The sequence below is a fragment of the Dysgonomonas sp. Marseille-P4361 genome (assembly GCF_900343125.1).
Lineage (GTDB): Bacteria > Bacteroidota > Bacteroidia > Bacteroidales > Dysgonomonadaceae > Dysgonomonas.
The window spans coordinates 816289-835115 of record NZ_OPYL01000001.1 but is presented as its reverse complement, the minus strand read 5'-3'; the positions used below and the strand labels follow the sequence as shown (position 1 = coordinate 835115).

Sequence of the window (18827 nt, the reverse complement as noted above, 5' to 3'; positions counted from 1 at the left end):
TTATAAATGTGGGCACAAATATACAAGGAATAACTTAGTTTCAAAAGAAACTATAGCAAAAATAAACTTTTACTGACCTGATTATCAATTATTTGTTGTCTATGCAACATTATTTATTAAACTCAAAACCTCACAACTAGATGCCATCTATTTGATAATCAAAACTTATATCCCATAAGTAAAGAAAAATTTTTATTGCGATAATGCGTACTATTCAACAATTTATTTAATTCATTATTTTTATCTGCTATATTAGCAAACCCAAAATTAAAACTGATTTCGAAAATCAGCCTTTCAAATTCCAGAGCAGCTCCATACCTCAATCCATAATCAATTTTCTTCATCCGATTATCACCGAAGGTATCACCTCTATCCGCACCAGCTTCGCTTTTCTCTATCAAGGAAGTGCTTCCTCCCAGGCCATAAGCAAAATAAGGTCCCGCATTGAAAACAAGCTTCATATCAGACACTGTTTCCATCTTATAGGCTGCTAACAAAGGCACCTCAATATACTTCATTGTAAAATGCTGCTTCCAACTAGGTATATCTTCTGAATAACTTGAAGAACCTTTTAAGCGAATTCCTTTAACCGAAAAATATGGACCAGACTGTAAATAAAAACTTTCTGTGACAGCATAATCGACAGATAAACCAATCTGATATCCCGCTTTTATTTTCTTAGCTCCTATATTCTTTGCTGCTGCACTGGAAAAATTAAATCCTCCTTTTACCCCAAATTGCCAAATAGGTTCATCTTGCGCCGAAGCTTTTGAAACAAATAATACTAAAAGAAATAAAAACTTTATTTTACGGATATGATTCATCATTACTATCTTTAAGTTAATATGCAAACTTTAATTTATATTTTACAAGAATACTTCTTTTTATCTATTTAAACAATTAAAGGTCTGTAAGCTGCTTCAACCAAACTGAAGCCACAGCATCACTAGGCATACGCAAATCTCCCCTAGGAGAAAGATTTATAGATCCTACTTTCGGGCCATCAGGTAAACACGAACGTTTAAACTGCTGAGAAAAAAAACGAGATACAAATACCTTCAACCATTTTAGAATCTCTCCCCTTGAATACTCTCCTTTAAAAGCATGCTGAGCCAGATAAAGTATTTTTTTAGGAGAGAAACCAAATCGCAACATATAATATATAAAGAAATCGTGCAACAAATATGGGCCTACTAAATCTTCTGTTATCTGAGACATATTACCTCCTTCTGCCGGCAGAAGTTCCGGACTAACGGGAGTAGCAACAACATCTGCCAAAACTCTCTGAACAACACCTTCCATCTGAGTAGCCCCAACCCATGACACTAACGTTTTCACTAAAGTCTTAGGAACCCCTACGTTTACAGCATACATAGACATATGATCTCCATTGTAAGTACACCAACCTAAGGCTAGCTCAGACAAGTCTCCCGTTCCTATAACCAACGCATTAACCTTATTTGCATAATCCATCAATATCTGCGTTCTTTCGCGAGCCTGAGAATTTTCATATGTTACATCGTGTATATTTTCGTCGTGGTCTATATCTGCAAAATGCTGTAGAGTTGCCTCTCTTATCGAAATTTCTTTCACAGTAACACCTAAAGCCTGCATCAACTTAATGGCATTCGCATATGTACGATCAGTAGTTCCAAATCCAGGCATGGTTATACCATAAATGCCCTTACGATCAAGACCTAACTTATCGAAAGTCTTAACCAAAACGAGCAAGGCCAAAGTTGAATCTAGCCCTCCAGAAACCCCAATTACAGCATTTTTAATCCTTGTATGCAACATCCGTTTAGCCAACCCTCCACTTTGCAATGAAAATATTTCTTCGCAATGAGCATTCAAGCTTTCATCCCCTTGGGGAATAAATGGTGTCGGAGAGATATATCGTTTTAAAAGAAAGTCACAATCCTTATCCTCTACGGACTCCGATTTCATAATAATATTACGATAGGCTATTTCGTTTATCCTATAATATTCTTGCAAAGAGAAAGATTTATTTCTTAAACGTTCATTTCTTAAGCGTTCAATATCTATATCTGCTGTTATCACAGTATTATCAAAAGAAAAACGTTCTCCTTCTGACAAGATCACTCCATTTTCAGCGATCAGAGTTTCTCCCGAAAAGACAAGATCTGTCGACGACTCTCCATTTCCGGCAGAGGCATAAACATAACCAGACAGACAACGAGCTGACTGATGACTCACAAGGCTTTTTCTGTAATGATGCTTCCCTGCTATCTCATTACTTGCAGAGAGATTAAATATTACATCTGTCCCGTTCAGAGCATATAAACTGGAAGGAGGAATCGCACTCCACAAATCTTCACAAATCTCTATTGAAAACTTAAAATCATTCACATCAAAGATAAGATCTGAGCCTACAGGAACAACTTGCCCACAAATACTAACCTCCGACTCTTTGAGCTCCGAAACTGAAGAAAACCACCTTTTTTCGTAGAATTCATTATAGTTAGGCAAAAAGGTTTTTGGTACAATTCCGTGTATGCAACCATCTTTTAGCACTACTGCAACATTGTATAACTTGTTAGATATTTCTAAAGGCAGTCCTACTACAGCCAAAACTGAAAGCTTCTTTGTTTCTTCAACAATTCTCATCAAAGAAGTCTTAGCCTCGTCTAACAACAATCTGTTAAGAAAAAGATCAGCACAGGTATAACCCGTTATACAGAGTTCGGGAAATACAATAGCTACAACATCATCTTTCTCAGCTTTGTGTAGTATATTTAATATTTCAGTTGTATTATAATCGCAATCAGCCACTCTCATTGCTGGTGATGCTGCAGCAAAACGGACAAATCCATAGTTATTCATAACCAATATATTTTTGCAAACTTACGAAAGATTTTTATGTTATATAACAATTCTATTTGAATTAAAAATCGATAACTTTGATTAAAAATAAAATAAACAACAGAATATGGAACTCCAATTTAATCTGACTCAAATTCTAAGTGCATTTGTTGTACTGTTTGTACTGATAGACGTATCCGGTTCAATCCCTATTTTTCTCAATTTTAAAGGAGAGGGTAAAGATGTAAACCCTTTGCAGGCAGCTGTATATTCTTTTATCATCATGACAGCTTTTCTATTTGTTGGGAAATGGGTTTTAGAGTTATTCAATGTAGACGTATCATCTTTTGCGGTTGCCGGAGCATTAGTCATATTCATCATTTCTGTTGAGATGATATTTGGAGTTGAAGTTTTCAAGAATGATGCACCCGGAGGATCAAGAACCTTAGTACCTATTGTATTCCCCTTGATTGCCGGCCCAGGCACATTTACAGTTTTATTATCTATGCGGGCCGAATATGCTGTAGTAAATATTATTACAGCTCTATTTCTAAACATGATTATCGTCTATCTGGTACTTAAGTACCTAAATGCTGTAGAAAAGCTATTGGGACTGGGAGGTGTTTATGTACTACGAAAATTCTTTGGAGTTATAGTTATGGCTATTGCAGTTAAGCTATTCACCGAAAATTTCAACACCCTGCTTGACAGTTTAAAATAAGGAGATAATTTATATACAAAAAGAGGCTAATATTTCTATTAGCCTCTTTTCTTTATATTAAGAATATCTTAAATTCTATTCCTTATACTCGTTCGGGTTATCCGGAATAATCTTTAACAATTTAATATTGAACCAAAGAGTTGTATAACCCGGAATACTCTGAACTCCGGTATAATAATCATATTTCCCTGCTGCTCCATAAGCCAAACGGTAAGGAATACAAACCTCTACAGCATCACCTACTTTCATATTTGTAAGCATAGTAATCCACCCGTCAATAACCCCCGTGAAGGTTCCACTTGCATCCATTCCCGAAATACGAAAACCTCTACCCGTTGTTGCATTATCTTTTTCTGTTGAATCGAAAACAACTTTAGTACCATCTTCCAAGTAGTACCAACCTTCGTATCTAGCAACAACGCTATCTGAAGAATACGGGCTTCCGGTCTCTGTGATTTTTAGAGAAGGGGTTTCATCTTTTTCGAAAAAGTCTGTATTTTTCCAGTACACAGAACCATTTCCACTCAGAGAAGCTCTTGATTTATATTCTGGATTTGCAGCAGCCTTTCTTGCTAACTCTTCATTATAAGCTTTCCATTCTTCATCTACTTCGTCATCGTCTTTGGAACATGCTCCAAATACTAACAATGTACAGAATAGAACCGCTAGAGCAAATAAATTTTTATTCATGTGATTAAATCGTTTTCAACAAATTCTTCATACTTACTTTATCAGATATAATATCTGATAGTTTATCTATAGCAACACGCTCTTGCTCCATTGTATCACGATAGCGGATAGTCACCGTATTATCTTCCAATGTCTGATGATCCACTGTTACACAGTAAGGCGTACCAATAGCATCCTGACGACGATAACGTTTACCTATACTATCTTTTTCATCATATTGACATTTAAAATCAAACTTCAATTGATCTATAATTTCGCGTGCTTTCTCAGGAAGTCCATCTTTCTTCACTAATGGAAGAACACCTAGCTTTATAGGAGCCAAAGCAGCAGGCAATTTTAATACCACTCTAGATTCTCCTCCATCCAGTTCCTCTTCGCAATAAGCTGCTGACATTATAGACAAGAACATACGATCTACGCCGATAGATGTCTCTACAACGTAAGGAACATATGATTTATTGAGTTCGGGATCGAAATATTGTATTTTTTTACCAGAAAACTTCTCATGACTACTCAAGTCAAAATCGGTACGAGAATGAATTCCTTCTACTTCTTTAAAGCCAAAAGGCATTTCAAATTCCACATCTGTCGCAGCATTTGCATAGTGAGCCAATTTATCATGATCGTGGAAACGGTATTTATGATCTCCAAAACCAAGAGCCTTATGCCATCTCATACGAGTTTCTTTCCACTTCTCGAACCAATCTAGCTCTTCTCCCGGACGAACAAAAAATTGCATTTCCATTTGTTCAAACTCACGCATACGGAACACAAACTGACGCGCAACAATCTCGTTACGGAAAGCTTTACCTATTTGTGCAATACCAAAAGGAATTTTCATTCTACCTGTTTTTTGCACATTAAGGAAGTTCACAAAGATACCTTGTGCTGTTTCGGGACGAAGATAAACTTTCATAGCCCCATCGGCAGTAGATCCCATTTCGGTAGAGAACATTAGATTGAACTGACGAACATCAGTCCAGTTACGCGTCCCACTGATAGGGTCAACTATTTCGCAATCAACAATAATCTGGCGCAATTCCTCAAGGTTATTATCATTCAGTGCTTTTGCAAATCGCTCATGCACTTCATCACGTTTCTTCTTGTTTTCCAAAACGCGCGGATTTGTTTGACGGAACATTGCTTCATCGAAACTATCTCCAAAACGTTTTGCTGCTTTTTCTACTTCTTTATCTATTTTCTCATCAATCTTTGCCAGATAATCCTCAACCAGAACATCGGCACGATAACGCTTCTTACTGTCTTTATTATCAATCAACGGATCATTAAAGGCATCAACGTGTCCTGATGCTTTCCAAATAGTAGGATGCATAAATATAGCAGAGTCGATACCGACTACATTTTCATGCAACAACACCATGCTGTCCCACCAGTATTTTTTTATATTGTTTTTAAGCTCCACCCCCATTTGTCCATAGTCGTAAACAGCGCTTAAGCCATCATAAATTTCGCTAGACTGAAAAACAAAGCCATACTCTTTACAGTGTGAAACTATTTTCTTAAAAACATCTTCTGACATATACCTTCAATTATTTTTTAACGTTCTGTTTATATGCATTTTGAATAACGCACACAAAGTAAACATTTTTTTTTGACATAAAAGTTGAATATTGTTAACGAATTCTGGCTATTTCATACTCTATATTAAAAAAACTATCTTCGTGAATCTAAAATACAATATACGGATGAAGTATTTCTATCTCATATTTCTGTCTTTAATCTCACTTTGCGGCATTGCCCAAACGACAGGACAGAAATCTGGGAAAACGATACAAGGAAAAGTTCTTTACAATGAGACAAAAGAACCTATCCCTTTTGCTTCGGTGAGACTCCTTACCGAAACAGATAGTCTTTATACACAAGGCACATCTACCACAGAAGATGGAACCTTTCGTCTTACCATAGCTAAAAAAAATAAATACATCTTGGAAGTATCTTTTATTGGATATAAAAGTTTTTTTAAGAATATTAACACCAATGACAAGGAAATCAGCTATTCATTAGGTGACATTCTGCTAGAAGAAGCCCCTATCGAACTTGAAGCTACTGTTGTTGAAGGAAAGGTTCCAGACATACAGGTAAAGGGGGACACGATCCAATACAATGCCGGAGCATTCAAAACAGAAGAACATGAGCTATTACAAGACTTAATAAAAAAAATACCGGGGATAGAGATTGAGGCGAATGGGAATATAAAGGCGAATGGAAAACCAATTCAAAAAATATTGGTAGATGGTAACGAGTTCTTTGGGGAAGATATTGCTTTCGCTCTGAACAATTTACCAGCAAACATGATCAAAAACCTTCAGTTATTTAAAGAACAGTCTGAAGAAGCGAAAACAAGTGGAGTAAAAGATCAGGATCCGCCTCAGGTATTGAATCTAGTTATCAAGGAAGAATTCAAAAAGTCGGTTTTCGGGAATGCTGAAGCTGGATATGGTAGCAACGACCGCTATCAAGGAAACTTTAGTTTGAATAGAATGCATGGCGACAACCAATACTCTTTGATAGGGCAAGGAGGAAATGCTCCTAGGAATGGAGGCATGATGGGAAACGGCGATAATGTAAATAAAGACGTCGGAGCTAACTTTAATGTAAACCCTTCGGATAAAATTAAAATAAACGGAAGTGTGGATTACACCTACAATAAAAGCAGGAACGAGAACAAAAATGAATCTTACACTTCATTGATAGACAGATACAGTTTTGGAAGTAGCAACTATAAAGATAAAAGCAACTCAGGAAATGCTCGGGTAAACTTAGATTGGAAGCCCGATTCGTTAACCACTATTTTTATAAGAAGTAGTTTCGGGCTAAGTAATAACATATCCGAGTCTTATTCTTCCGACTCTTCTTACGTAACAAATATGAATCCTACAACAGGGTTTTCATCATCCTCTACAGAGAATAAAAATTTCAACAACAATAATTACTTTATGATTAGTAGAAAATTAAATTCGAAAGGCAGAAGTATACGACTAAGCATAAATAACTCTATAAGGAATGGGAACTCGGACGGAAACAACTATTCTAGAACGACCTATCCGGACACCATACCTGACAGAATTATAGACAACATATCTACAACTAAAAACAAGTCGACAAGTTACGGTGCTTCTATCAGCTATGTAGAACCTCTGGGAAAAGACAACCTACTACAATTTCAATACTCATATAGGACGAGTAAGTCGGAAAGGGACAATGATGCCAGAAGAAAAAACGAAAACGGAGAATATACAATAGTAGATAGCACCTATACACGTGTAAGCAAAAGCACCTTCAGAGCACATAACGTAAATGTAAGATTTCAATCAACAAAAGAAAAATATAATTATTCCATAGGATTCAACATTGACCCTACATATTCAAATAATATAATAAATCTAGGAGATTCTATAATAGAGGATATTACACAAAATACAATTAATTTCTCGCCAGCTATTCAGTTCGGATTGCAGCCAAACGAAAATACAAGATGGATTTTTGATTACTCCGGCAGTACTTCTCAGCCAAGTTCTCGTCAGCTTTCAGGAGATACTATTGTCCACAATTCATTATCACGATCGGTAGGGAACCCAAACTTAAAGACAAGTTATAGTAATCGCATAGGAGCTTATTTTATGAAATCAGATTACGAATCAGGGCGCTATATAAACCTTTCGTTCAACCTAAGCTATACATTCAACAACATTGCCGACTATACAATTATTGACAAAAACGGGAATAGGTTTAGCACATACAAGAATGTAGATGGCAATATGAATGCCTTTCTGTATGCAACATACAACACCCCTTTGAAGAATAAAAAGTTCCAAATCTCATTCGATCCAAACATATATTACAATAAGAGTATAGGATATACAAATGGAGAGAAATCCGTTATTCAAACTATTTCTTTCACTCCAAGCAGCTATATTCGGTTCAACTCTGACAAATTTGAATCATCTTTACGCGTATCTGTAGGACAAAACATCTCATTTAATAATTTATCAGAAAAAGAGAGATCAAGCAATACCCGATATAGCTTCAGCAATAACATAAAATGGAAACTTCCTTATGACTTCACTGTATCAAACAATGTTAACTGGATCTTATTATCAGGATATGGAGAAGGATCTAAAAACAGTGAGTTATTATGGAGCGCCTCTATCGAAAAGCTTGTTCTAAAGAAACAAGGTACATTAAGAGCTCAGTTTGTAGATATCCTTGATGACAAGAACAATGAGATGAGAATGATAAACGGAAGCGACTACAACTATTCCTGGTCTAACAATATAGACCGATATTTCATGCTAAGCTTTTCTTACCGGTTCAAGACTAAAGGAAGTGAAAACACAAGCGATGACGACTACATGTACTAAATACAAAAAGTCAAACATTAGAATATTTTACATATTTTAGTACACAACAAGCGCAGAAAAGCTTACTTTTAAATAATTATTCCTATATTGCCGCTTCATTTTTAACATATATATAAAACTAATATCATGTCAAACAATTCTGCTAAAATTAAATTTTATAGTGGAGAGGATATTCCACTGGAATTACACAAAGTTCGTGTTGTACAAAAATTACACTTAGTTCCCATCGAACGCCGCCTAGAAGCCCTAAATGAAGCTGGCTATAACACATTCAGGCTCGACACTAAAGATGTGTTTCTAGATATGTTAACTGACAGCGGAACAAATGCTCTTAGCGACAGACAAATGGGAGCAATGATGATCGCTGACGATGCCTATGCCGGCTCTCAAAGTTTTGTCAGATATCAAAAAGCAGTAGAAGATGTTTTAGGCAAGAAGTACCTTCTTCCTGTACATCAAGGACGTGCAGCAGAAAACATTATAGCGAATGCTTATGTGCGCAAAGGAAGTATTGTTCCGATGAACTACCACTTCACAACAGCAATGGCACATATTACCCAATATGGAGGAAAAATTGATGAACTTTTGTACGATGAGGCTTATGTCATAAACAGCACTCACCCGTTCAAAGGGAACATGAACCTTGAAAAATTAGAGAAGTGTATTAACAAACATGGCCCTGCTAATATTCCATATATCCGAATGGAAGCATCTACCAACCTGATTGGAGGGCAGCCATTCTCTATCGAAAACTTAAGAGGAGTACGCGCTATAGCTGACAAATACAATATTCGCCTTGTGTTGGATGCCAGTCTGCTTGGAGAAAATGCATGGCTTGTAAAACAACGTGAAGAAGAGTTTAAGGAAGCTTCAATGAAAGAAATCATCCAGACTATGACAGGTTTGGCCGATTTAGTGTATTTCTCGGCTCGTAAACTAAGTTCTTCTCGTGGAGGAGGGATATGCACCAACGACTATACAATCTATAAGGAATTACAACCACTTATTCCTCTTTTCGAAGGGTTCCTTACTTATGGAGGAATGTCTGTTCGCGAAATTGAGGCTATTGCTGTAGGCTTATACGAAACATTAGATGAAGGTATGATTTGCCAGAGTCCTATGTTCATTGAATATCTAGTTAATTCATTAGTAAAAAAAGGTATCCCTATGGTTACCCCGGCAGGAGTATTAGGTGCGCATGTTAACGCAATGGAGATTTGCTCACACATTCCTCAATCGGAATACCCTGCAGGTTCGCTTGCTGCTGCATTCTTCTTAATCTCCGGAGTCAGAGGTATGGAGCGAGGATCTGTTTCTAACCAACGGGATGAGTACGGAAATGAAACATATGCAGACATGGAACTTCTTCGTCTGGCTATTCCTCGTAGAGTATTTACTCTTTCTCAGATAAAGTATGTGGAAGATCGCATGACATGGCTATATGAAAATCGTCACCTCATCGGTGGATTGAGATTCGTGGACGAGCCACCGGTATTACGTTTCTTTATGGGAGGATTGGAACCTGTTAGCGATTGGCCACAGCAATTGATGGCTAAATTTAAAGAAGACTTTGGCGATAGCCTTTAATTACATTTAGACATATACAAAAGGATTCCTTAAATAGGAATCCTTTTCTTTTTATAAAGAATTAAAGAATCGAAATATTAACAACTTAAAAACTCTAATTTCTTAAATGTACCACAGACAAAGACAATATACCTATATCAAATTACCAAATCCTATTTCATATTTAAAATTAGGCGGGAAAGGGGGGGGGTATTAGTTGTCTCTCCATATTTTGATAAAATTACTTACCCTTACCTATATTATCATAAGTATTGCCAGAAAAAAAATAGGGAACCTTATTTGGTTCCCTATTTTACTTTATTTAGGTCTAGAATTCATTAATTCTCTACATATCCTGGATTTTGAACTAAATTAGGATTTAATTCTCTTTGTGTTTTTGGAATAGGATACCATTCTAAGTGTTCACTTGTTATTGGCTTGTGATCCCACCAGCTTTCTGTTAAGAATTTACCAAAACGAATCAAATCTGTTCTACGTTTTCCTTCGAAGATAAATTCACGTCCTCTTTCCTCAAGCAATTCATCCAATGTCAATGTTGCAGTTGTATATTTCTCTGTTTCCCAATCTGCATCAGAGAAAGCACGTTTACGACAATCGTTGATCAATTGTACTGCCTCAGCAGTCGCTTTTCCTCCATTTTTACGCATTAAAGCTTCAGCTTTAGCAAAATAGATTTCAGTCAAACGATAAAGCACCCAGTCATTACTCCAATAGCTAGCATCATTTTCTGCACCTGGACGATATTTATTAAAGCGTGCACCACTATTTTCTTCACCTGTAGTCATAGATGATTCTGTTTTTCCTTCGCTAAATCTTTGGATTTCTTTTACGAATACCAGTGGTTTCCTATATATTCATCTGTTCCAAGAACAGGTTTAGTTGGATCGTTATAATAGTATTGAGGGCCTATTAACATCCATTCTTTCTTTCTTAAATCGTTATCTGCAAATTTATCATAAGCAGAAGGGATAACTACAACTCCGTCATTACCATTAGAAGTTCCCCCATAGATGTATTTTTGATTAAAATGATAAAAATCGCCACTCCATCCGCATCTATCATTTGTGTCTTGATAATCATATGATAGGACAAGAATATGCTCATAAGCATCTTGTGTATTCGTATTATAGTACGTTGTCAAAATGTCTTTATCTAACTTCATTACATCTTTCTGTGCACCACCTTTTCCTTGCATCAAAAGATCACAATATTTAATACAGTCATCCCAGCGAGCTTGACCATACCATTTTTCTGCATTTAGATATAACTCAACAAGCATAGCATAACCTGCAGCCTTTGTGAAACGTCCAATATTCAAGCCTTTAGCTGAAAGCAATGGAAGATCATCTATAACTGCTAATATTTCAGACTCAACAAACTCAAATACTTCTTTATGAGATTTTGTTTCTGGAAAAGAAGGTTGCACCGTTGTCGAAATAGGAAGATTTCCCCAAAGATCCAAAGCTTTCAAATAATAATAAGCTCTATTAGCTTTTAACTCAGCGATAAAAGCTGCACGCTCTTCTTCTGTAATACCCAGTTCTTCTACACTTCTTGACGATAAGTTCTCAATACCTGAGTTACAAAATCCTAATCCCATAAAAGTAAGATTCCAACAGTCTTTTATTGTATTGTGAGAATAACTCCATGTGTGATAGTGGAATTGAATCCATTTGGCATCATCATAACCGTGACGTCCTTTTTGAGGCCAAGCCAGCTGATCGGCAGACAATTCATTCAGTTTCCAATAGTTTTCTCTTGAGGTTTGCCCGAATACAGCACGGCTATGTGTATAAGGTCGCAGAACAACAGACATTGTTTCTTCTCTATTCTTATAGAAATTATCTGTTACAATTTCATTATAAACTGTCGGATTTAGATCTGTACATGAAACAGCAACAAACAGACAATATATAACTAAAGAGATTCCTGTCGTAAATATATTTTTAATTTTCATCTTTTCTTGATTTTTAGAATTTAACATTTAACCCAAACATAAATGTTCTAGTGACTGGAATACGGTTTCTATCTTCTAGACTAGGATCTAGTCCTTCTGCTTTCATTTCCGGATCGTATCCTGTGTAGTTTGTTATAGTTAGCAAGTCACGTACTGTAGCATACAATCTGAATGTAGGTATAGTCGGATTTTTATGTTTAAATGTGTATCCTACAGTTATATTATCTATCTTTAGATAGTCTCCATCTTCAAGATAATAATCAGAATACTGGTAAGAAGCATTAACTCCTTCTGTCAACACATTACTGAAAACATTATCTCCACTCTCCAGAGTCTTAAGGTTTCCATATGTCATATTCATACGATTAAAATCTGGAATCCTAGTCGAGATTTGAAGCTTATAGTAAAATCGAAATTTTTGTAATCAATCATATTGGTCAGGCTTAAGTGATGCTTAGGAACTCCATTACCAATATAGCCCAAATCTTCTTCTGTAATTTGCTTAGGCGAAACTTTAGAGCCATCTTTCTTATAGAAAAGCCATTCCCCATTTTCATCAAACCCTGCAAATTTTCTTCCATAAAACTGTCCTAGCTCTCCGCCTTCATACATTCTGATAGCTTTTCCTAGAGCTCCGTACCCACCTATATCACCTTCGTCTTTATAAGAAGTTCCTCCTTTATATTTAGTCAGTTTATTAGAGAATAAATGGCTGTAAGTAAAGAATGCTTTCCAACGTAAATCTTTTGTATTAACAGGAATTGCTTGCAGAGTTACCTCTATCCCTGTATTTTCTGTTTCCCCAATATTAAGAGTACTGCTTGAATGTACATTAGAAGGAGAAGGGACAGCTACACCCCCAATGATAAGGTCTGAAGACCCTCTTTTATAAAAATCTATTGCTCCAGTCAGTCTGTTATTTAGAACCCCAAAGTCTAAACCAAGATTCCATTCTTTTTTTGTTTCCCACTTTAGGTCTGGGTTAGGGTTTTTACCAGGTCCGTAAGTTTGAGTCCAAGTTCCATCCGGCTTCAAGTAATATCCTCCGGAACCAACAGTTACAAGGTATTCGTAACGTTTATTTGGAGCCTGTCCAGTTTCTCCATATCCAACGCGTAATTTCATATTAGAGATAGCAGGAACGGCTTTCATAAACTCTTCATTTGTTATATTCCAAGCCAAAGATGCAGAAGGGAAATTTCCCCATCTGTGATTTGCTCCAAATTTTGTAGAGCCTTCTCTACGTAAAGACACTTGTGCGATGTATCGACTATCGAAAACATAATTCAAACGACCGAAGAAAGCAATTAATTTGTCCTCTTCTTTCTTACTCTCCATCCCCATATATTCTGTACCTTTATTTAGCCCAGAACCCGATTGTAAAGAATTTTCACCTACTGCATCACTAATAAAACCAGTATTCCAAGCATTGAAAGATTCTTCTTTGTTATATCGATAAGAGTAACCTACTACAGCATCTATTCTATGAGTATCTGCAAATGTCTTAAGATAGCTTACTGTAGGTTCTGCAAAAGCAACGAACTTTTTCTCTTCACCTCTATACGCATATCCTCCTCCATTATATCTATTAACAGAAACTCTATTTGCCTTATTGTAGTATCTACCATCTGTAAACTCGTTAGAAACAACACCTCCAGTTATAGCAAATCGTAAATCTTTAATAGGTTCTAAAGTCAACCTTGCATCTAAAGATGTGTATTGTTGATCCCTTTTCATATATTGTTGCTCGTTGCAAGCTACAACGTTTTCGGGATAGCTGTCGTGTTCCCAAAATGTACCATCTTCGTTTCTAATAGGGGCAGTAGGGTTAAACTTCAATGCTGTCTCCCAAACACGATTATCTGAGTTCAATCTATCCAAATTAGAATATGTTGCCGCAAGGTTTGTTTGCAAAGTAAGCATTTCATTAAGCCCTTTAGTAATTAGAGACACTCTACCTCCATAATCTTTACGTGCATCTGACTTAGCTATACTTTCAGAATCGCTATAAAAAAGAGAAGCTCTATAGGTTGTTGAACCTGCACCTCCACTCAACGAAAGATTGTGGCTCTGAGACATATTATTTGTATTCAATAATTCTCCATACCAATCAGTATCTGCTCCCAAATCTACGATTGCTGAAGGGTTACTTATTTTGTCTTTCATAGCAAGATATTCTTTGGCATTCAGGAAGTCTAGTTTTCTTCCTTGGGCATAATGACTAACATAAGCATTATATTCTATACTTGTCTTCCCTGCTGCTCCTTGTTTAGTAGTTATTATAATAACCCCTCCACTAGCTCTAGATCCATAGATAGCCGCAGCGGAACCATCCTTCAACACCTCAATAGAAGCGATATCTTCTGGTCTTACTAGCTCTAAGCTTCCCCCAGGGATACCATCAATAATGAAGAGAGGATCATTAGATCCTTCCAAAGAGGATACTCCTCTCAATTGGACTGTAGCTGTCCGGTTTGGGCTCCCCCCCAACTCTGGTGATGCTAAGACCTGCAACTTGTCCTTCAAGAAGAGAGCGAACATCTTGTCCACCTCCTAGGTTGAAGTCTTCAGGTTTTACCGTTGCAATAGCTGTAGCTACGTCCGTTTTTTTCATACTTCCGTACCCAACAACAACTACTTCTTCTAATGCTTTAGTATCCTCTTGCAATACAACATTGAATACTGTTTTACCAGCCACACTTTCTTCATACATGCTAAAGCCTGTATATGTAATCTGCAATGTTGCACCACTCGCTACCGACAAAGAGAATGCTCCATCCAAATCTGTAACTGTTCCATTAAAGGTGCCTTTTTCTTTTATACTAGCACCAATTAACGCTTCTCCATTAGAATCTTTTACCGTCCCTGAAACGGCAATTTTCTGTGCATACAAACTTGTTGACATCACACAAAATAGTGCGAGCATGACTGTCTTACAAAGCTTGCTTAAGTTCTTTAAATGTAATCATGTGATAATTGTTTAAAATAAAGGTTAGTTATTTTTTGAACGATTAGGTTATTTGACAAAATAATTAATTACAGAGTATTAGTCTCCGAGGCATACTCCACTCAATATTAAGACTTTAAGGCTTTTACAAACACATAATAAATCATTTCTTCGGTTTTTACGCCAAATTCCAGTAAATATTACTTTACTAAAGACTCGCGAAGATAATAATTTTTAAATGAAAGAAGAGTTAAGTGTAAAAAATTGTAATAATTGTAAAATTAAGGTGGCGGAAGATAGAAAGCATGCTGCACCCCTGATGTACAAATATTATAAATAAGCCTAAAAGCTTTAAATGAGATATTTTCCTTTCAGAAAGCTGCCTTTTATGTAATAAATGACATCCTTTTTCCCAATAAAATACTCCTAACATTGTAAGTGAACTAAATTTAAGCAGAATCTAATATTTTTGTTGATTGGAATGAAATTGATAAGATAATTTCTCATTATTACCATAGTCAATATCCTTCTTATCTTTGAAGATTCCCCCAGTCCTTCAGAAATAGTCCAAATTAATAAATTTTCCTCTTTGGTTATTGTACAACATGTGTGTCAAGCTACATCTGTGCTTATTCTTCTCTTTATATTGGCTAATGTTTGGATATGCTTCAATATCTATTCTGTTTGCTCAATGCTAGCAGATATTGATTATAGGCATTCTTATCTTGATTCCTTATTATTTTTACTGGAAATAGGTATGGGCTATCATCTGTAATTTTAGCATATTTGAGGATGATTTTTTAAGGCAGTATTAATTTTTATATTTAATTCTTGCTCTGTTTTTCGTCTCCTATAGGTAAAAATATCATTCTTTATATTTGTTTTTTTAAGGTATGCCACAACAAATGACATGCCTCTTGCATGAGAACTGAACAGAAAGAGATCACGTGCCTGCTGCAGCTGTTCTTGTTTGGATAAGCCTTGAGAGAACTAAATAGACTTTGTTTCAAAAAGCTGAGTAAAATCTAAAGAATGGATCTGGCTCATTTCTTCTTTAGAAAGAGCACGTTTGAGAGTTGACTTGGCACCAGTGTAAACCTCTCCGAAAGGGTTATCCAATATTGGGATCAATAGTTTATCAGCAATAGCCTTATTATAAATAGCTCTAAGATTACGCATATAAAAAGAAATGCTATTGATACTTAGCCCTTGATGAGAGAGTAGCCTTTCAAAGTTTTCTATAAAGCCAGGTGTAATTTGGTCTAATGAAAAATCATGTCCCTGATTAAATTAGAAATTAAAGGATTTAGATTATGAAACCTTATGCTCTTACCTTATCTTTACACTTGAATTTCAAATAAAAGATGAAAGCTCTTTTTCTTGTGTTCATCAGTCTATTTTCTTTGAATCTTTTTTCTCAAACAATAAGAGGAAAAGTTCAAGATCTTTCAGCAACACCTCTGGAAGGAGCTACGATATACATCAACGAGAAGAGACAAGGACTAATAACAGACAAGAATGGAATATTTCAACTACACTTGGAAGAAGGCAGTTACAACCTTACATTCTTACTTCCCGAACACAAAAAGGTATGTAAAAAAATATATGTAACCAATAGTGATACACTATCATTAGAAGTCATACTAGAGGAGCAAAGCCTATACACCAAAGCATCCTTGAACTCTACAAATATTAGAAAGAACATTCTCTCCGAATCTAAAAAGTATCTATCTTCTCCTTCTTATTATTCAGCGACTTCTTATATCAGAGGACAATTAAAGCTTAATGAAGTTGCTGATTTTTTGGATAAAATAAGAATGAAGGTAGAAAAAAAGAGACTTTCTGATTTAAAAAATTCAGTTATAGAACAGGAGATTTATGCGCAAATAGAAAATATAGCAACAGATTCTTGCCATGTTACAATTGTGGAGCACAATGGAAAAATATCCAAGAACTGGAGCAATTATGGCGTTATCGAGTTTCTGAGTTCATCGTTGTTCCAGAACAGATTCAATGGGAAAATATCGCCTCTGAATGGAGGTTCTTCTTTTTACAATTATATATACAAGGGTTCGTACCTTGATAACAAAGAAGAAATTCATAAAATTGAGATAAAATCAAAAATTAAAGATTCTGAGTTGATCAATGGATATCTATATTTTAATGACTCTTGGGACCTATATAGTGCTGACCTGAAAGTCGCCAACAGAGGTATTGACCAAAAGGTACAAATCATATATCATGAAGTATATGAGGGTAGTCGATTGCCTATCACTGTATCTACAATTAGCTTCTTAGACCTCTTAGGCACAAAGGCCAATGCTAAATATACAGCATCATTAACCTATCAGCCTCAGCATAGATCAAGCAATCTTCCTATTCTCTCAAACGAAAAAGAGATTAACACTCTTGAAGAAAAAAATCTTTTTTGGGAATCTATCAGAACCACCCCTTTAGTAGGAGACATAAACCATGTTTCCATTCCTCAAACAGAAAAATACAAACCTTCAAATTATTGGCTAGGCAAAGTTTTATTTGGTAGTTACATGCTTGGGAATGACACTTCAAGATGGAATATAAGATACGGAGGAGTAAAGATGATATTCCGCGATTATAATTACGTTGATGGATTCTGGCTAGGACAGAGGTTAGAGATTGAAGGAAATATTGATAAAAACAAAAAATTAAAAATAACTCCTTACCTTTATTATCTGACTGCACGCCATCGTCTGGCCGGAGGTAGTGATATTGCATTACAATACGACCCCAAGAGGAGAGGAACACTCTCCCTATCACTAGGATCCAGATCCGCTGATTTCAACAGTTTATCTATCACAAGATACCAGAACTACTTCACTTCACTCTTCTTTGGCGAAAATGGCAATTTCTTTTATCAAAAAGATTATGCAACCATTAGCAATATATTAAACCTGAATAAAAAGCTTAGGATGTCAGTTTCTTTGGGAGTAGAGAAAAGATCTGGCTTATCAAACAATACCGATTTTACTCTGATCAGCAGAAACAAGATCAAACCCAACATCTATCCTGACGACCGTTTCGACCAAACCTTTTATTCTGTAGGGTTCTCCTACTCTCCTTCTAAAGAATATAATACATCAGACGCATTGGAGATATACAAAAAAGGGATTAGCCCGATCTTCAATATAGAGTATCAAGAGGGATTTTCATCGTGGCAAACAAATAACTCAAAGTACAGAAAATTAAAGGGAGGAGTGATCTATAATTTTCCTATCGATTATTTTAATGAAATCGATCTAAAACTAGAAGGAGGTGTATTCATTGACAATAGGAATACACACTTTGCCGACTTCCAACACTTTGGGGCATCGGACATGCTAGTAAACTTAAATTCATTATTTGACTCTTTTCTTTTATTAGAGAATTACGAACTGCAAACTAACAGATATTGGTTTAACGCTTTCTTTAATTATTCAGGAAAATATTTCTTACTGAAAAGGATTCCGTTTCTACAAGGAATGCCTTTTTCCGAAAACGTACACATTAAAACCTTGTTCACCCCAGATGTAGATTTATATACTGAATTAGGGTACTCTATATCATTCACTCGCTATATTGGCATAGGAGGTTTTGTTTCTCTAAATAACATACAAGGGAAAAAGGCCGGTATAAGACTATCGCTAAATTTGAGATCTTTAGGGCTATAAAAGAAGACAGACCTATGTAAAATACATAAGTCTG

The 18827-nt window shown here is 35.9% G+C and carries 13 protein-coding genes and 1 pseudogene; 4 read left to right on the top strand and 10 right to left on the bottom strand.

The window, feature by feature from the left end:
* Nucleotides 1–158 precede the first annotated feature (158 nt).
* Both DHU68_RS03450 and DHU68_RS03445 read right to left on the bottom strand, forming a co-directional pair.
* Complete coding sequence (locus DHU68_RS03450) at nt 159–827, bottom strand: porin family protein (protein WP_108821546.1); 669 nt, start codon at nt 825–827, stop codon at nt 159–161.
* 73 nt (nt 828–900) lie between these two features.
* Complete coding sequence (locus DHU68_RS03445; RefSeq protein ID WP_108821545.1) at nt 901–2844, bottom strand: NAD(+) synthase; 1944 nt, start codon at nt 2842–2844, stop codon at nt 901–903.
* A gap of 106 nt (nt 2845–2950) precedes the next feature.
* Between DHU68_RS03445 and DHU68_RS03440 the strand changes: the two genes are divergently transcribed.
* Nucleotides 2951–3544 carry a MarC family protein gene (locus DHU68_RS03440; RefSeq protein WP_108821544.1) on the top strand — a complete coding sequence of 198 codons (594 nt, stop codon included), beginning with the start codon at nt 2951–2953 and terminating at the stop codon, nt 3542–3544.
* 75 nt (nt 3545–3619) lie between these two features.
* Here DHU68_RS03440 and DHU68_RS03435 read toward each other — a convergent pair whose 3' ends face one another.
* Both DHU68_RS03435 and DHU68_RS03430 read right to left on the bottom strand, forming a co-directional pair.
* Entirely contained in the window at nt 3620–4234 is a 615-nt protein-coding gene (locus DHU68_RS03435; protein WP_108821543.1) for an FKBP-type peptidyl-prolyl cis-trans isomerase, read from the bottom strand.
* A 4-nt stretch (nt 4235–4238) separates the two neighbouring features.
* Nucleotides 4239–5774 (bottom strand): glycine--tRNA ligase, encoded by a 1536-nt coding sequence (locus tag DHU68_RS03430; protein WP_108821542.1) that lies wholly within the window; start codon nt 5772–5774, stop codon nt 4239–4241.
* A 166-nt stretch (nt 5775–5940) separates the two neighbouring features.
* Between DHU68_RS03430 and DHU68_RS03425 the strand changes: the two genes are divergently transcribed.
* Together DHU68_RS03425 and DHU68_RS03420 are read left to right on the top strand one after the other, a co-directional pair.
* Complete coding sequence (locus DHU68_RS03425; protein ID WP_108821541.1) at nt 5941–8616, top strand: TonB-dependent receptor; 2676 nt, start codon at nt 5941–5943, stop codon at nt 8614–8616.
* Nucleotides 8617–8742: 126 nt separating this feature from the next.
* Nucleotides 8743–10203, top strand: a complete 1461-nt coding sequence (locus DHU68_RS03420; protein WP_108821540.1) for a tryptophanase — start codon at nt 8743–8745, stop codon at nt 10201–10203.
* A gap of 317 nt (nt 10204–10520) precedes the next feature.
* Here the strand turns inward: DHU68_RS03420 and DHU68_RS14330 are convergent, their stop codons facing one another.
* The 6 genes and pseudogenes from DHU68_RS14330 to DHU68_RS03395 all read right to left on the bottom strand — a co-directional run.
* Nucleotides 10521–10988: a RagB/SusD family nutrient uptake outer membrane protein gene (locus DHU68_RS14330; protein ID WP_255412428.1), complete on the bottom strand. Its 468-nt coding sequence runs from the start codon at nt 10986–10988 to the stop codon at nt 10521–10523.
* 41 nt (nt 10989–11029) lie between these two features.
* Nucleotides 11030–12160: a RagB/SusD family nutrient uptake outer membrane protein gene (locus tag DHU68_RS03415; RefSeq protein WP_255412427.1), complete on the bottom strand. Its 1131-nt coding sequence runs from the start codon at nt 12158–12160 to the stop codon at nt 11030–11032.
* A 13-nt stretch (nt 12161–12173) separates the two neighbouring features.
* Nucleotides 12174–12515: a hypothetical protein gene (locus tag DHU68_RS03410; RefSeq protein WP_160111067.1), complete on the bottom strand. Its 342-nt coding sequence runs from the start codon at nt 12513–12515 to the stop codon at nt 12174–12176.
* Nucleotides 12516–12517: 2 nt separating this feature from the next.
* Nucleotides 12518–14701 (bottom strand): SusC/RagA family TonB-linked outer membrane protein, encoded by a 2184-nt coding sequence (locus DHU68_RS03405; protein ID WP_108821538.1) that lies wholly within the window; start codon nt 14699–14701, stop codon nt 12518–12520.
* The gene (locus tag DHU68_RS03400) at nt 14583–15065 is read right to left on the bottom strand and encodes a carboxypeptidase-like regulatory domain-containing protein (protein WP_160111066.1); all 483 of its coding nucleotides are present in this window, start codon (nt 15063–15065) and stop codon (nt 14583–14585) included. The genes DHU68_RS03405 and DHU68_RS03400 overlap by 119 nt, the downstream gene beginning before the upstream one ends.
* A 1032-nt stretch (nt 15066–16097) precedes the next feature.
* Nucleotides 16098–16385 (bottom strand): annotated as a pseudogene (locus DHU68_RS03395) (phage integrase SAM-like domain-containing protein); the annotation flags it as partial.
* A gap of 86 nt (nt 16386–16471) precedes the next feature.
* On the opposite strand from DHU68_RS03395, the gene DHU68_RS03390 reads away from it, so the two are divergent.
* The gene (locus DHU68_RS03390) at nt 16472–18793 is read left to right on the top strand and encodes a DUF5686 family protein (RefSeq protein WP_108821535.1); all 2322 of its coding nucleotides are present in this window, start codon (nt 16472–16474) and stop codon (nt 18791–18793) included.
* The last annotated feature ends 34 nt before the right edge of the window (nt 18794–18827 follow it).

Coding starts and splice junctions, on each gene's coding strand:
- DHU68_RS03410 (WP_160111067.1), bottom strand. CDS start 12,515: ATGACATATGGAAACCTTAAGACTCTGGAGAGTGGAGATAATGTTTTC.
- DHU68_RS14330 (WP_255412428.1), bottom strand. CDS start 10,988: ATGACTACAGGTGAAGAAAATAGTGGTGCACGCTTTAATAAATATCGT.
- DHU68_RS03400 (WP_160111066.1), bottom strand. CDS start 15,065: ATGTCAACAAGTTTGTATGCACAGAAAATTGCCGTTTCAGGGACGGTA.
- DHU68_RS03405 (WP_108821538.1), bottom strand. CDS start 14,701: ATGTTCGCTCTCTTCTTGAAGGACAAGTTGCAGGTCTTAGCATCACCA.
- DHU68_RS03420 (WP_108821540.1), top strand. CDS start 8,743: ATGTCAAACAATTCTGCTAAAATTAAATTTTATAGTGGAGAGGATATT.
- DHU68_RS03435 (WP_108821543.1), bottom strand. CDS start 4,234: ATGAATAAAAATTTATTTGCTCTAGCGGTTCTATTCTGTACATTGTTA.
- DHU68_RS03415 (WP_255412427.1), bottom strand. CDS start 12,160: ATGAAAATTAAAAATATATTTACGACAGGAATCTCTTTAGTTATATAT.
- DHU68_RS03430 (WP_108821542.1), bottom strand. CDS start 5,774: ATGTCAGAAGATGTTTTTAAGAAAATAGTTTCACACTGTAAAGAGTAT.
- DHU68_RS03440 (WP_108821544.1), top strand. CDS start 2,951: ATGGAACTCCAATTTAATCTGACTCAAATTCTAAGTGCATTTGTTGTA.
- DHU68_RS03445 (WP_108821545.1), bottom strand. CDS start 2,844: ATGAATAACTATGGATTTGTCCGTTTTGCTGCAGCATCACCAGCAATG.
- DHU68_RS03425 (WP_108821541.1), top strand. CDS start 5,941: ATGAAGTATTTCTATCTCATATTTCTGTCTTTAATCTCACTTTGCGGC.
- DHU68_RS03450 (WP_108821546.1), bottom strand. CDS start 827: ATGATGAATCATATCCGTAAAATAAAGTTTTTATTTCTTTTAGTATTA.
- DHU68_RS03390 (WP_108821535.1), top strand. CDS start 16,472: ATGAAAGCTCTTTTTCTTGTGTTCATCAGTCTATTTTCTTTGAATCTT.